Annotated in this window: 11 protein-coding genes; 3 read left to right on the forward strand and 8 right to left on the reverse strand. The window is 65.0% G+C overall.

What is annotated here, in order from left to right; all coding sequences use genetic code 11:
• Window positions 1–51 precede the first annotated feature (51 nt).
• Window positions 52–456: a PilZ domain-containing protein gene (locus I2H36_RS06235; protein WP_196262996.1), complete on the forward strand. Its 405-nt coding sequence runs from the start codon at window positions 52–54 to the stop codon at window positions 454–456.
• Between the two features lie 48 nt (window positions 457–504).
• Here the strand turns inward: I2H36_RS06235 and mutL are convergent, their stop codons facing one another.
• The 7 genes from mutL to ileS all read right to left on the reverse strand — a co-directional run bounded on the left by mutL (window position 505) and on the right by ileS (window position 11,166).
• Complete coding sequence (mutL, locus tag I2H36_RS06240) at window positions 505–2,349, reverse strand: DNA mismatch repair endonuclease MutL (protein ID WP_196262997.1); 1,845 nt, start codon at window positions 2,347–2,349, stop codon at window positions 505–507.
• A gap of 195 nt (window positions 2,350–2,544) precedes the next feature.
• Complete coding sequence (locus I2H36_RS06245) at window positions 2,545–3,861, reverse strand: glucose-6-phosphate isomerase (RefSeq protein ID WP_196262998.1); 1,317 nt, start codon at window positions 3,859–3,861, stop codon at window positions 2,545–2,547.
• A gap of 153 nt (window positions 3,862–4,014) precedes the next feature.
• On the reverse strand, window positions 4,015–5,292 hold the full coding sequence (locus tag I2H36_RS06250) for a M16 family metallopeptidase (protein WP_196262999.1): 1,278 nt from the start codon (window positions 5,290–5,292) through the stop codon (window positions 4,015–4,017).
• Between the two features lie 28 nt (window positions 5,293–5,320).
• Window positions 5,321–6,652, reverse strand: a complete 1,332-nt coding sequence (locus I2H36_RS06255; RefSeq protein WP_196263000.1) for a M16 family metallopeptidase — start codon at window positions 6,650–6,652, stop codon at window positions 5,321–5,323.
• Between the two features lie 215 nt (window positions 6,653–6,867).
• Window positions 6,868–7,512: a hypothetical protein gene (locus I2H36_RS06260; protein ID WP_196263001.1), complete on the reverse strand. Its 645-nt coding sequence runs from the start codon at window positions 7,510–7,512 to the stop codon at window positions 6,868–6,870.
• A gap of 85 nt (window positions 7,513–7,597) precedes the next feature.
• Entirely contained in the window at window positions 7,598–8,068 is a 471-nt protein-coding gene (gene lspA, locus I2H36_RS06265) for a signal peptidase II (RefSeq protein WP_343234412.1), read from the reverse strand.
• Window positions 8,069–8,217: 149 nt separating this feature from the next.
• A complete protein-coding gene (gene ileS, locus I2H36_RS06270; RefSeq protein WP_196263169.1) occupies window positions 8,218–11,166 on the reverse strand; it encodes an isoleucine--tRNA ligase in 2,949 nt (982 codons plus the stop codon).
• A gap of 292 nt (window positions 11,167–11,458) precedes the next feature.
• Here ileS and msrB point away from each other — a divergent pair, with 292 nt between their 5' ends.
• Both msrB and I2H36_RS06280 read left to right on the forward strand, forming a co-directional pair.
• Entirely contained in the window at window positions 11,459–11,962 is a 504-nt protein-coding gene (gene msrB / locus I2H36_RS06275) for a peptide-methionine (R)-S-oxide reductase MsrB (RefSeq protein WP_196263003.1), read from the forward strand.
• Between the two features lie 9 nt (window positions 11,963–11,971).
• Window positions 11,972–13,141 carry a DUF3095 domain-containing protein gene (locus tag I2H36_RS06280; RefSeq protein WP_196263004.1) on the forward strand — a complete coding sequence of 390 codons (1,170 nt, stop codon included), beginning with the start codon at window positions 11,972–11,974 and terminating at the stop codon, window positions 13,139–13,141.
• Window positions 13,142–13,190: 49 nt separating this feature from the next.
• Here I2H36_RS06280 and I2H36_RS06285 read toward each other — a convergent pair whose 3' ends face one another.
• Complete coding sequence (locus I2H36_RS06285; RefSeq protein WP_196263005.1) at window positions 13,191–14,135, reverse strand: bifunctional riboflavin kinase/FAD synthetase; 945 nt, start codon at window positions 14,133–14,135, stop codon at window positions 13,191–13,193.
• Window positions 14,136–14,161: the final 26 nt, after the last annotated feature.

The raw sequence follows: 14,161 nt of genomic DNA on the forward strand, positions 1-14,161 counted from the left end.
AACAAATGGTTAATGCAAAGCTTCATTGGCCATTTGCCCCAGGTCTCTTCCATGGTCCCTGCCATCGCTACCGACAACCGCCGGCACGCTAGGCGCTTTCCGGCCCATCACCCGGCGCAGATCATGCTCGGACCCGACGCAATGATCGCCTGCACGGTGCGCGACATCTCGACCGGCGGCGCCAGGATCGCCCTTAAGCCGCAGATGGACCTGCCCGAGACCTTCGAGCTGTTCATCGCAGCCCATGACCTGCAGGTCCGCCGGGCGCGGGTGTGCTGGCGCGAGGGGGCTTTTGCTGGAATCGCCTTCAGCTCGGACGAGGCCGACGCAGTGATAAATGTGGAAGCGCCCCGGACGCTTACCTTCGAGGATTGCCTCGATCAGGCCGCCATGCCGGCTCATCTTGCGGCCAAGCCGGCGCGCAAGAGCCTCAAGCTGTATCAGACCAGCATCTGACCATCGCCTGAGCGTTCCCACCATGAGAAGCGCTCAATCAAATATGCGTCAGCGCCGTCCGAACAGGCGTTCGATATCCGTGAGCTTCAGTTCCACGTAAGTCGGCCGCCCGTGGTTGCACTGGGCCGACAGCGGCGTCGCTTCCATCTCACGCAGGAGTGCATTCATCTCCTCCGGCCGCAGGCGCCGCCCCGCGCGGATCGAGCCGTGGCAGGACATGCGCGAGAGAACAGCGTCAAGCCGCTCCTCAAGCGGACTTGAGGCGCCCTGCCCCCATTCGGCAAGCGCATCGGCCACGTCCTGCACCAGGGCCTTGATGCGCCCGCCGGCGAGCGCTGACGGCACCTCGCGCACGAGGAGCGCGCCGTGCCCGAACGGCTCGACCACGAGGCCGAGCCCCTCCAGCGCGGCGGCTTCTGCCAAGACCCGGTCGGCATCGACAGGATCGAGATCGACCACTTCCGGAATGAGCAGCAACTGCCGCGCGATGCCGGATGAGGCGCGCTCGCGCTTCAGTCGCTCGTAGACGAGGCGCTCATGCGCCGCATGCTGGTCGACGATGACGATGCCGTCCTGCGTCTGCGCGACGATATAGGTGCCGTGCAGCTGCGCGCGCGCGGCACCGAGCGGCGATTCCTCGGTTTGCGGCTCCATCTCATGCAATGTCGCGCGGCTGTCGGCGGAAGGCGCGGCGAGATTGGGTAGGCTCGCCTGCCGCTCGGAAAGGCCCGATGTGTAGGATTGCTCCGGTGCATCGAGCGGCGCCTGCCAGTTCGCGAAAGAGCCAGTGGGGCGGATGGCATGAACGCGATGCGGATAGGCCGGGCGCAGGGGCACAGCGCCTTGCGGACGCAAGCTATCGAGCGTGCGCGTGCCGCCGGTGGATGAAGCCCGGAAGGCGTAGCGAGTGATCGCTTCCTTGAGCGCCGCCACCACGAAGCCGCGCACGAAATTCGGATCGCGGAAGCGCACCTCGGTCTTCGCCGGATGGACGTTCACATCGACGCTGCGCGGATCGATATCGATCATGACGGCAAGCACCGGGTGCCGGTCGGACGCCATCACATCCGCATAGGCGCCGCGCACGGCGCCGAGCAGCAGCTTGTCGCGCACGGGCCGTCCGTTGACCACGAAATGGATCGCCGTGCCGGTGCCGCGATGATAGGTCGGCAGGCTCGCAAAGCCGGCGAGCCGCACGCCCTCGCGCTCGACCCCAATGGCCATGGCGTTCTCGTGAAACTCAGGCCCCAGAACCCGCGAGAGACGGCGCAGGAAGCCGTGCTCGCCGGGCTCCTCCGGTGGGTAGGTGAAGGCCGTGATGTGCTCGCCCGACAGGGTGAAGCGGATTGTCGGATGCGCGATGGCCAGCCGCTTGACGATCTCCGCAACGGCCTGCGCCTCCGAGCGGTCGCTCTTCAGGAATTTCAGGCGCGCGGGCGTGGCGGAAAACAGGTCCGTTACCTCGACGCGGGTGCCCTTCGGGGCAGGCGCGGGCCGCACCGGGCTTTTGATGCCCGCTTCCACCACGATGGCGCTGCCGGTTTCGGCCACAGCTGTCCGGGACACGATGGAGAGCCGCGCCACTGCGCCGATGGACGGCAGAGCCTCGCCGCGGAAGCCCAGCGTGTTGATGGCGAACAGGTCGCCATCCGGCAGCTTGGACGTGGCGTGCCGTTCGACCGCGAGTTCCAGATCCTCGGGCGTCATGCCCCGACCGTCGTCAATGATGCGGATCAGGCGGCGCCCGCCCGCCTCCACGGTGATCTCGATGGAGGTGGCGCCCGCATCGACCGCATTCTCGACCAGCTCCTTCACGGCCGCCGCCGGTCGCTCGACGACCTCGCCCGCAGCGATGCGGTCGACGAGGATGGGATCGAGGCGGCGGACGTGCATGAGGATTACGGCTCTCCAGGATTCAGATGGCAGGAAGATAGGCGCTCGAGGCGCCGGAAACCAGAACGCGCGACGTTATTCCCCTGCTGACTTGGAACGTCATCTCGGAGGCCTAAGGCGATCCGGGTTCGCTTTATCAATCCAGCACTATCGTCCCGGGGCCGCGCAACGGAGCCCGGGATGACGGCACTTTGATTACCCCTGCGCCAGGTACTGCTTCGCCAGAATCTTGCCCTCTTCCACAGCAGGCTGGTCGAACGGATCGACACCCAGCGCGTAGCCGGCGAGGATGGTCTCCAGCATGAAGTGCATGAGGAGCTCGCCCACGGCCCGCTCATCGAGCGTCTCAATGTGGATCTGGCGGGTCGGGCGGCCGTTCTTGGCCAGCGTGTCAGCGGTGGCGCGCCCCTGCGCGGCCACGAGATCGCCGATATGCTTGCCGCCGAAGCCAGGCTCGCCGGCCCGCTTGGCGAGCTTCTCGTCCATGAGCGGTCCCTTGCCCGCCACACCCGTGGTCATGACCGTGAAGAGCTTGTCGTTCGGGCCTGCGAGATAGAGCTGAAGTTGGCTGTGCTGGTCCACCGGGCCGATGGCGGCGACCGGCTGGGTGCCGTGGCCATCCTTGCCGATGCTCTCGGCCCAGAGCTGCACCCACCACCGGGTGAAGCGTTCGAGCCGATCCGCATAGCCCATGGCCACGGTGATGCCCTTGCCATCGCGGGCCATGGCCACATTGAGGGCGGCACCGAGCGCCGCCGGCGCGGCCTTGGCGGCAGCGCCGTTGCGGAACGGCTCATATGCATCAGCAGCCCCTTGGCGGATCGCCGCGATATCGAGGCCGAGCACGGCTGCCGGCAGCAGGCCCACATTGGTGAGCACCGAGTAGCGGCCGCCGATGCCGGTGTGATGCTCGAGAAAACGCACGCCCTCGGGCTCCAGCAGATCGCGCAGCGCATTTCTGATGCCCTCCTTGCGCGGCTCGGACAGGCCGAGGAACACATCCTTGGGGTGGGCACTCAGACCGGCCTTATCCAGGGCCGTGAGCACGGCAATCGTCTGCATCAGGGTCTCGCCCGTGCCGCCGGATTTCGAGATCGCCACAAACTTGGTCGAGGAAAGCGGCAGCTTGTGCAGCACCCGGTCGAAGGTGATGGGATCAAGATTGTCGAGGAAGTGGACCCGGGGGCTCTCGGTGAAGCGCCCGGCGCCCGGCACTGCGTAATCCCTCAGCTGGGCCAGGGTCTGACCACCGAGGCTCGATCCGCCCGTGCCGAGGAACACCACATCGGTGGCATCGTCGCGAAGGAAGGCCGCCGCCTCGCGGATGCTCGCCAGATCGTCCGTGGTGCGGGGCATATGGAGCAGCGGCAGTCGTCCCGAGGAATCATCCTCCGCCAGCCGCTTCATAGCTTCGCCCACCAGCGCGAGCGCCTCGTCCAGCGCCGCCTGCGTCAGACCGCCCTCCCCGATAGTGGCATCCAGGGCGAGTTCGATCGATTGCTGCAGGGGCATAGGCGTACTCCGACTCGTTGCAAGTTGGAGCGCAAGATTAGGGCACACAGGGGGGCACGGCTAGGGCCAAGCAGAGAACCCACCGTTCAAGGGACCGCCATCCTCAGCAATCGCAGCCTATAACCAGGATATCATCATGGTTATCGGGCCGGCTCACACGCCCGTCGGCCGTCCTGCGATCACCGTCAACATCTTCCCGTCGCCGAAGATGCGCTCGGCCGCCTTGCGGATGTCGGCCTGGGTCACCGCACCGACGAGGGCATTGCGGCGGGCGATATAGTCGATGCCGAGATCCTCGAAGGCGATCTGCGCCAGGGTGTGGGCGATCTTGGTCGAAGTATCGAAGCCAAGAGCGTAGGAACCGATGAGATAGTCCTTGGCCTTCTGCAACTCCTCGTCGGAGGGGCCTTCGCTCGTCAGCTTCGCCATCTCATCGGTGATGACATCGAGAGCTTCGACGACACGCTCGTTCTTGGTGGCCGTATAGCCCCAGGTCATGGCGGCGGAACGGTAGCTCACTAGCGATGTGCCGACGCTGTAGGCGAGGCCGCGCTTCTCGCGCACTTCCTGGAACAGGCGAGATGTGAAGGCGCCGCCGCCGAGGATGTGGTTGAGCACATAGGCCGGGATGAAGCCCGGATCGCGCCAGGCGATGCCGTTCATGCCGAAGCGGATGACCGATTGCGGCACGTCGAGATCGACCACGATGCGCGAGCCGATCTTCTGCAGCGTCGCCGGCTCGATGATTCCAAGAGGCTTTGCTTCGGGCAGGGAGCCGAACACTTTGTCGAGCAGCGCTGATAGGTTATCGGAGCTGATAGCGCCCACGACCGCGACCTTGACGCGGCCGCGGGCGATGATCGCCCGATGCATCGCCACGAGATCGTCGCGCGTGATCGCCGCAACGCTCTCAGGGGTGCCGGAGGTTGGGCTCCCGTAGGGGTGGCCTGCAAAACCTTCCTCGAAGAAACAGCGCGTCGCCATGACGCCGGGATCGTTCTGCTGATATTTCAAGCCTGCGATGGTCTGGGCCCGCACGCGCTCGATGGAATCCTGATCGAAGCGGGGTTCAGCCAGCGCCAGTCGCAGCAGCTCAAAAGCCTCGTCGGCATGCTTGACCAGGGTCTTCAGGGAGCCGCCGAGCGCGTCGTTGCCGGCATTGAAGGACAACTCGATGGCGCGCGCAGCCAGGCGCTCCTGGAATGCGTCGGAATCGTACTCGCCGGCACCCTCGTCGAGCAGGCGCGCGAGCATCTGCGCCACGCCCGGCTTGTCCGCCGGGTCATGGGCCGAGCCGCCTTCGAAAATGAACGAGACGGCAATGAGCGGCACCACATCGGACTCGACATGCCAGACCTCGACGCCGCCCGGGGAGGTAAGCGCCTTCACTTGCGTCGGAGACGAAGACAGGGTTTCGACAGAAGCTATCATTATGACCTCAAATTCTGGGGCAGGCAGCTTAGGAAGCCGACTTCTGCAGGTAGCCCGTCACGGACCGGCGGGGGACGAGATAGCGCTCGGCCGCGGAGGCGAGGTCGTCCTTCAGGACGGTCTCGATCTCCACCGGCCAGCGGCGCACCTCCTCGATGGTCTCGCCGATGGCGAGCGCCGAACCGTAGATGCGGGCAAGCGAGGACTGGCTGTCGGTGGAATAGATCGTCTCGGCCACAAGGCGCGTCTTAGCGCGCTCGATGGAATCCGCATCCAGCGCCTCGGACGGAATAGTCTTCAGCACCTGATCGACGGCCTCCTCCAGCGCCTGGAGCGACACGCCCTCGGACGGGACCGCATAGACGCAGAAGCGGGTGTCCTCCATGGCGGAGGACATGTACCAGGCGCCCGCATTCACGGCGATGCCGCGCTCCATGACGAGCTTGCGGTAGAGATAGGAGGTCGGACCGCCGCCGATGACCTCGGCGAGCAGTTCGAGCGAATAGCAGTCGCGCTGCGATGCGGTGCGGCAGGACGGCACGAGGTAGAGCCGCTGCATGGTCGGCTGCTCGACCTTCGGGTCGGCCACCGTGATGTGGCGGGCCGCCACCGGCTCCGGCTCGCGCGGACGCAACCGAACCGGCCGCTTGCCCTGCGGCGAGACGCGGCCATAGGTGGCGTCGGCCAGATGCCGCACTTCGTCCTCGCCCACATCGCCGGCAACCACGAGGATGCCGTTCTCGGGTGTGTAGAAGCGACGGTAATAGTCGAGCGCGTGATCGCGGTTGAGCGTTTCGATCTCGTGCATCCAGCCGATGATCGGAATGCCGTAAGGGTGATGCACGAAGAGCGACGCGGCCATGGCCTCGGACAGCTGCGCCGAGGGATCGGTCTCGACCCGCATGCGGCGCTCTTCCAGCACCACGTCCCGCTCCGGAGCAATAACGGACTCCTCCAGGAGGAGGTTCGTCATGCGGTCGGCCTCGAACTCCATCATGGTCTTGAGGTTTTCGCGGGCGACGCGCTGGAAATAGGCCGTGTAGTCGAAGGACGTGAAGGCATTCTCCTGGCCGCCGAGACCGGAGACCACTTTCGAGAACTCGCCGGCCGGATGCTTTTGCGTGCCCTTGAACATCAGATGCTCGAGGAAATGTGCAATGCCCGACTGGCCGATCGGATCATCCGCCGAACCGTTGCGATACCAGATCATATGCGTGACCACGGGAACGCGATGATCGGGGATGACCACCACATCGAGGCCGTTGTCGAGGGTGAAGGAGGACAGGTTAGGGCCACTGCCTTCCGTCCGCCCGAAAGAGGCGGCGTCGGCGCGAAGAATGGGCTTAGAGGCAGTGTCCATGACGTTTCAACCTTGGCGACATCAAATCGTTTCGCAGGATCAGACCTACGGGAATAGTCAAATTAGGGGGGTACGCAAGCGAGGCCGCGAAACTTTCCGGTGGGGAGACGGTTCGCGCTGGGAGCGGAACCAGACTTGGCCTTTCAGGACCCCATAACGTTTTCAGGCGAAGCGGGGGAACCCGTTCGCCTGAAAATAAAGAGAAGAGAGGATGGCTATCGCTTACGCTCTTGCTGCTGGCGGATGAAGGCTTGAGGGCCTTCGGGGTCGCCGTTGACCACCGGATCGGCGGAGGCCTTGAGCCTGCCGCCGCCCTGGGCCTTGAGGAGCGCTGCAGGAGGATCGCTGAGAAAGCGGCGCTCCAGCCCGTCACCCTGAAGTTTCACGTTATCGTCCGATTTCGAGTAGGAGCGCAGCTCGTCCGGGGTCAGACGGCTCATGTCGGCCTGCGCACCCGTGCGGGCGGGAGCCGCCGTAGCGATGTTGTTGGGATTGCGGCCTGCGCGCATCTCTTCGATGGAGAGACGGCGGCCCTCATTGAGCTTGTAGGCCTCGGAGCTGGTCCAAGGGGTACGGGCATCCGCGGCCGCCTTGCGGCGGGCTGCCACATCGGGGTCCTTGGGCCAGTTGCCGTTGCGCGCTTCGGCACCGCCGCCCTGCGCGGGAGCGGGCAGATCCATGCTCGGCGGGAGCACGAGAGGAGCACGCTCGTTGTAAACGATGGGGTCCTTCTCCTTGGGAATGATGCCGATGCTGCCGAGCAGGCTCTTGACGGCCTCGCCCTCCTGCGCCGAAGCGCCGGTAGCGGCGACCAGAAGCGCCAAAGCCCCCGCGCACCCTACGATTCTCATTCCCTTCATGGCACCCACCATTGGTTTCTCATTGTGGCCGGAAGGCCTGATCGCTCATTCTGGCGAACATATGGCAGCCGGGCGCTGCAGAATATCATTTCTTTGCCCGACGCCCTTCCAGCACGAAGGAGTCATAGAGCAAACCGACCACCCCCGCAACGATGGCGGCATCGGCCACGTTGAACACGTACCAGGACCACGACCCAATGTGGAACTGGATGAAATCGAACACGGCCCCGTAGGCCAGCCGATCAATGACATTGCCGATGGCTCCGCCGACGATCAGGCCGAGGGACGTTGCCAGGAGCTTGGCCTGGGTGCGACGGATCCAGACGGACAGGCCGATGGCAGCCAGGATCGAGACCACGATCAGGGCCCAGCGGCCGAGCTCGGAGTTCTGCTGGAACAGCCCATAGGAAATGCCCCTGTTCCAGACCACGATCAGGTTGATGAACGGGGCGAACTCCACAGGCTCCTTCACCGGCAGGTCGAAGACGAACAGAGTGTAGAGCTTGGTCGCCTGGTCGAGGACAAGCGTGATCACGGCCGCGGAGAAGCCGAGGATCGCGGCGGTGGAGAGACCTTTGCGAGCCGTGCTTCTCTTGCCGGAACTTCTCGGGCTGCGCGGACGCGCCGCAGCACCGGGGCGCTGCGGGCCGGCCTGAGAGGTCGCCGCTGCTTCCGGGAGCGGCGCGCTGGTCTCGTTCGCCTTGCTCATTCCGCCGCTGCCTTGAGCTGGTCCCATTCCCTGAGGGCCGCCGCGTCACGGGGCGTCACGTCCGGATAATCCGGATCGGTGCCAACGTCCGGCGTAACCTTCCAGGAGCGGGCGCATTTGCGGCCTTCAGCAAGGGCAGGTACGATGGCCACGCCCTTCACGTCCTCGAGGCGGAACGCCTCGGCAGGCCCTTCTCCCTGCGCCACCTGGATGTTGGACGTGATGCAGATCTCGGCGAGGTCGAGGCCCTGCACGGCCTTGAGCAGGCTCTCGTCCGCAATGTGCACGACGGGAGCAGCCTCGAGGCTCGCGCCGATACGCTTCTGCGCACGCTCGATCTCCAGCGCACCTGTGACGACGCGGCGGACGCGGCGCACCTTCGACCAGCGTTCGGCGAGCGCGTCGTCGCGCCATTCCGCCGGCACGTCGGGGAAGGTCTCGAGATGCACCGACTCCGCCTCCGGATAACGCTCAAGCCAAGCCTCTTCCGCCGTGAAGGCGAGGATCGGGGCGATCCAGGTGGCCACGCAGCGGAAGGTCTGATCGATGACGGTGAGTGCGCTCTTGCGCACCTGGCTCGAGATCGGGTCGCAATAGAGCGCGTCCTTGCGGATGTCGAAATAGAACGCCGACAGGTCCGTGGTCATGAACGAGGTCAACAGGGCGACGACACGCTTGTAGTCGTAATTGCTGTAAGCCTCGCGCACCTCGCCGCCGAGCTCCACCAGGCGATGAAGCACGAAGCGCTCCAGTTCCGGCATGTCCTTGAAGGCGACCTTGTCGGCCTCGCGGAAATGCGCCAGCGAGCCCAGCATCCAGCGGATCGTGTTGCGCAGCTTGCGGTAAGTCTCGGCCGTCGTCTTGATGATCTCCGGGCCGATCCGCTGATCGTCCCAGTAATCCACCGATGCGGTCCAGAGGCGCAGGATGTCGGCGCCGTAATCCTTGATGATGGTCTGGGGCGCGACCGTGTTGCCGAGCGATTTCGACATCTTGCGGCCCTGCTCGTCGAGCGTGAAGCCGTGGGTCACGACGATATCGTAAGGCGCGCGGCCGCGCGTGCCGCAGCTCTCGAGCAGCGAAGAGTGGAACCAGCCGCGATGCTGGTCCGAGCCTTCGAGATACATGACCTGATCGGGCCCGCCATCGACCTTGCGCGTCACCTTCAGGTCCTCGCGCTTCTCCAGCGCGAAGGCATGGGTGCAACCGGAGTCGAACCACACATCGAGGATGTCGTTGATCTTGTCGAACTCGCCGAGATCGTAGCCGAAGGGCTTGAGGAAACGCGACCCGTCATCCGCATACCATGCATCGGCGCCTTCCTTCTCGAAGGCTTCGGCGATGGCGTTGTTCACGCGGTCATCTTTGAGGATCTCGTTGCTGCCCTTCTTCACGAAGACCGCAATCGGCACGCCCCAGGCGCGCTGACGGGACACTACCCAGTCGGGACGGTTGGCGATCATGCCGTTGATGCGGTTCTCGCCGGATTCCGGCACCCACTCGACGGTCTCGATGCCATGGAGCGCGCGCTGACGGAGCGTATCGCCCTTATCGTCAAGCGGCTTGTCCATCGAGATGAACCATTGCGGCGTGTTACGGAAGATCAGCGGCCCCTTCGAGCGCCAGGAATGGGGATATTGATGCTTCAGGCGCCCACGCGCGATGAGCGCGCCGACCTCGACGAGCTTCTTGATGACAGCTTCATTCGCACCCGCATCTTTGCCCTTGTCGTCGTAGATGCGCTCGCCCGCGAAGAACGGCACGTCGGGAAAGTAGGACGAATCCGGCGACACCGTATGCGGCACCTCCTTCGTGCCGCAGGCCGCGAACACGTCGCGATGCTTTACATAGGTGTTGTAGTCGTCCGCGCCGTGGCCGGGAGCCGTGTGCACGAAGCCCGTGCCGGCATCATCGGTGACGTAATCGGCCGGCAGCACAGGCACGCCGAAATCCCAGTAGCCGTTCGCGCCATTGAGTCCGCGGAACGGATGCGCGCAGCGCTCGAGCATCACCGGCAGCACGTCCTTGACGCGCTCGTAGGCAGCGACGCGCGCCGCAGCGAAGACGTCGGCCGCGAGCTTGTCGGCAATCACGAGACGGTCGCCCACCTTTGCCCAGTTGTCGTCGGCGGCTTCCGTGACCCTGTAGAGGCCGTAAGCGATGTTCTCGCCATAGGCGATGGCGCGGTTGGCCGGGATCGTCCAGGGAGTCGTCGTCCAGATCACCACGGACGCGCCGTCGAGGTCACCATCGAGCGTATTGGTGATCTTGAACTTCACCCAGATCGTCGTGGAGGTCTTCTCATGATACTCGACCTCGGCTTCGGCGAGCGCGGTCTTCTCGACGGAAGACCACATGACCGGCTTCGAGCCGCGATAGAGCTGGTCGCTGACGGCGAACTTGATGATCTCGCGGGCGATCTGCGCTTCCGCATCGAAGCTCATGGTCTGGTACGGGTTCGTCCAGTCGCCCTCGACGCCGAGGCGCTTGAACTCCTCGCGCTGCACGTCGATCCACTTTTCGGCGAAAGCGCGGCACTCGCGGCGGAACTCGACGATGTCCACATCGTCCTTGTTCTTGCCCTTGGCGCGATACTCCTCCTCGATCTTCCACTCGATCGGCAGGCCGTGGCAGTCCCAGCCGGGCACGTAGTTGGAATCGAAGCCGAGCATGCCCTGCGAGCGGACCACGAGATCCTTCAGGATCTTGTTGAGGGCGTGGCCGATATGGATGTTGCCGTTGGCATAGGGAGGGCCGTCATGGAGCACGAAGCGCGGGCGGCCCTTCTGGACCTCGCGCAGGCGCTCGTAGAGCCTCTTCTCGTTCCAGCGCTGCAGGAGCAAGGGCTCCCGCTGCGGCAGACCGGCCCGCATGGGGAACTCGGTCTGGGGCAGGAACAGGGTTTCGGAATAGTCGCGGGTGGAGCGATCAAGCTTGTCGGTCATGACGGTCAATCAGGTCTCGTGTGGCCCGGTTAGAAGGCGGGCGCATCAGGCTTCTCTTGAAGGGCGAACGGCTAGGATCCCGGACCTTCGCAGGTCATGCGAAAGCCGGGCCGATAATTCGCGCCGCGCCTATCCGGGCCGCCGGCAGGGCCTGAGAAACCATGGGCATGGGGAGCCTTTTAGCAGCGCCGGGGCGGATAATAAAGCGTGGTGATTCCGGGAGCGGGTCCCTATTTATGAGCGGAAACCAGCCTTACACTATCCAACAGACGACGGCAGGAAGGATTAAACCATGGCAGACTCGACCACCACGGCCGAACGGCGCTCCCGTGCAGGCTTCGACCTCTCCCCGCCGAATCCCGAGCAGTTCCGCGCGCTGGTGAAGAACCTCGACGACGAGGAGCGCCGCGTCATCCTGGAGCACGGCACCGAGCGCCCCTTCTGCGGCATCTTCAACGAGGCCAAGGAGAAGGGCACCTATTGCTGCCGTCTTTGCGGGCTTCCCCTCTTCCATGCCGGCACCAAGTTCGAATCCGGCACCGGCTGGCCGAGCTTCTTCGATCCCATCGACCGTGACCACATCGCCTTCATCCGCGACAACAGCTACGGCATGGTCCGCACCGAGATCCGCTGCGCCCGCTGCGAAGGCCATCTCGGCCATGTGTTCAACGATGGCCCGCCTCCCACCGGCGAGCGCTACTGCATGAACTCGGTTTCCATGCGCTTCGTCGCCGAAGGCGATCCGCTGCCGGACGAGCTGGGACGCGGCGCGCCGGAAGGCGAGGTCACGGGCTAAGGCGCCGCCATGGAGCCGAGCCGTCAGGACAGGGACATCAGGGCGGGCGCCGATTTCTACGCCCGCCTGCCGGTTTTCGATCACTTCTCCGATCTGACGGACCCTAAGCGCTACATGCCTGTTCCGGACGATTGGGTGCTCGGCCTCAGCGACATCGTCCGCTCCACCTCGGCGATCGAGGCGGGACGCTACAAGGAAGTCAACACGGCCGCCGCCGCCGTCATAGCGGCTTTGGCCAACAAGCTCGGCACCAGCGAATTCCCCTTCACCTTCGGTGGCGATGGCGCGAGCTTCGCCCTGCCCGCCTCGCAATCCGATCTCGCGCGGGATGCGCTGAGCGCTGTCGCAGCCTGGGTGCGGGATGCCTTCGGCTTCGAACTGCGCATCGCCCTCGTGCCGGTCTCGGAGATCAGGGCTGACGGCCACGATGTCCGCATCGCCCGGTTTTCCGCCTCGCCGGACGTGTCCTACGCCATGTTCGCGGGAGGCGGCCTGGCTTATGCCGAGCGGCAGATGAAGAACGGCGCCTTCGGCCTTCCTCCGGCGCCATCGGGCACCCTGCCCGACCTGACGGGCCTGAGCTGCCGGTTCGACGAGATCACGCCGGAGCGCGGCGTCATCCTTTCCCTGATCGTCCTTCCTACCCCAAAAGCAGACCCGGAGGCTTTCAACGCCCTCATCAACAAGGTGCTCGCCTTGGCGGACGGTCAGGAAGCCGGCCGCCCGCTCTCGGACAAGGGACCTCCGCTCGCATCGCCATTCCAAGGGTTCGGGATCGAGTCCAAGACGGTCAGGACCGGCGGGCTTCACCTGTGGCCCCTGGTGCGGCTCGCCGCCGGGCGTCTCGCATCCTTCATGATTTTTCGAACGGGCCGCTCTCTCGGCGGCTTCGATCCTACCCGATACCGTCACCAACTGGTCGAGAACACGGATTTCCGGAAGTTCGACGATGGCCTGCGGATGACGCTCGACTGCACGCCAGGACTGGCCGACCGGCTTGAGTCTCTTCTGCACGAAGCAGAGCGGCAGGGCGTTGCCCGCCACGGCCTGCACCGGCAGGAGGCGGCTCTTATGACCTGTTTCGTTCCCTCGCCCACCCGAGCCGACCACATCCATTTCGTAGACGGCGCCATGGGCGGCTATGCCATGGCCGCGCAGGCGATGAAGCCGGTGCTGTGAAGGGTGTCATCCCGACGGCGCAGCCGATCCGGGATGACACCAGACGAGATTACGCGATCATCGAAACTGTCTTGTCCTCGGCCACCATCCGCTTCGCCTCGACCGAGTCCCGGTCCATCTGGGCGATCAACGCCTCGATGCCGTCGAACCGCTCCTCGCCGCGGATCCAGCCGATGAACTCAACATCCATGACCTGTCCATAAAGATCGCCGGCGAAATCGAAGAGATGGACCTCGAGGAGCGGTGCTCCGTTGTCGAAGGTCGGGCGGCGGCCGAAGCTGGCGACGCCATTGACCGGCTTGCCGCCGATCGAGGCCCGCACTGCATAGATGCCGTGGCGCAGGCGGCAATCGTCGGGCAGACGCATATTGGCCGTCGGATAACCGAGGACGCGTCCGCGCTTGTCGCCATGGCGCACCTCGGCGCGGACGAACCAGCGGTAGCCGAGAAGCCCGTTGGCCGTGACGATGTCGCCTGCCTCGAGAGCAGCCCGGATAGCGCTGGAGGAGACCGGCTCCGTGCCCTCGACGACGGCTGGCGCCACTAGGCAGTCGAGCCCCCGCTCCCGGCACAGCTCCATCATGCGCTCCGGGTTCCCCTCGCGCCCGCGGCCGAAATGGAAGTCGTGGCCAATCACGACGCCTGCCAGCTGCAATTCGTGAACCAGCAGATCCACGAAGCCCGCTGCCGTGAGCGCGGCGAGCGATCCGTCGAAGCGCCTCTGGAACACACCCGCAAGGCCGAGGCGCGCGAGGATCGCCAGCTTGACGGGCTCGGGCGTCAAACGGAAGAGCGGTTTTTCGGGCTGGAAGAAGCTGCGCGGATGCGGCTCGAAGGTCACGACGGCGGCGGGCCGTCCGGAGTTCAGAGCCATTTCGAGAAGGTGCCGGTGCCCGCGATGCACCCCGTCGAAATTGCCGATAGCCGCCAGGGCTCCCTTGAGGCTCTCGGGCACAGGCTCGCCATCGCGGCAGATCGCGAAGGAAGTAGGCATCAGGGGAGAACCTCGGAACTCATCTG

The sequence above is a fragment of the Microvirga terrestris genome (assembly GCF_015694425.1).
In the GTDB taxonomy this organism is placed as follows: domain Bacteria; phylum Pseudomonadota; class Alphaproteobacteria; order Rhizobiales; family Beijerinckiaceae; genus Microvirga; species Microvirga terrestris.

Bases quoted from the DNA above. Each gene is read 5' to 3' on its own strand.
- I2H36_RS06235 (WP_196262996.1), top strand. From the start codon at position 52: ATGGTCCCTGCCATCGCTACCGACAACCGCCGGCACGCTAGGCGCTTT.
- mutL (WP_196262997.1), bottom strand. From the start codon at position 2,349: ATGCACGTCCGCCGCCTCGATCCCATCCTCGTCGACCGCATCGCTGCG.
- I2H36_RS06245 (WP_196262998.1), bottom strand. From the start codon at position 3,861: ATGCCCCTGCAGCAATCGATCGAACTCGCCCTGGATGCCACTATCGGG.
- I2H36_RS06250 (WP_196262999.1), bottom strand. From the start codon at position 5,292: ATGATAGCTTCTGTCGAAACCCTGTCTTCGTCTCCGACGCAAGTGAAG.
- I2H36_RS06255 (WP_196263000.1), bottom strand. From the start codon at position 6,652: ATGGACACTGCCTCTAAGCCCATTCTTCGCGCCGACGCCGCCTCTTTC.
- I2H36_RS06260 (WP_196263001.1), bottom strand. From the start codon at position 7,512: ATGAAGGGAATGAGAATCGTAGGGTGCGCGGGGGCTTTGGCGCTTCTG.
- ileS (WP_196263169.1), bottom strand. From the start codon at position 11,166: ATGACCGACAAGCTTGATCGCTCCACCCGCGACTATTCCGAAACCCTG.
- msrB (WP_196263003.1), top strand. From the start codon at position 11,459: ATGGCAGACTCGACCACCACGGCCGAACGGCGCTCCCGTGCAGGCTTC.
- I2H36_RS06280 (WP_196263004.1), top strand. From the start codon at position 11,972: ATGGAGCCGAGCCGTCAGGACAGGGACATCAGGGCGGGCGCCGATTTC.
- I2H36_RS06285 (WP_196263005.1), bottom strand. From the start codon at position 14,135: ATGCCTACTTCCTTCGCGATCTGCCGCGATGGCGAGCCTGTGCCCGAG.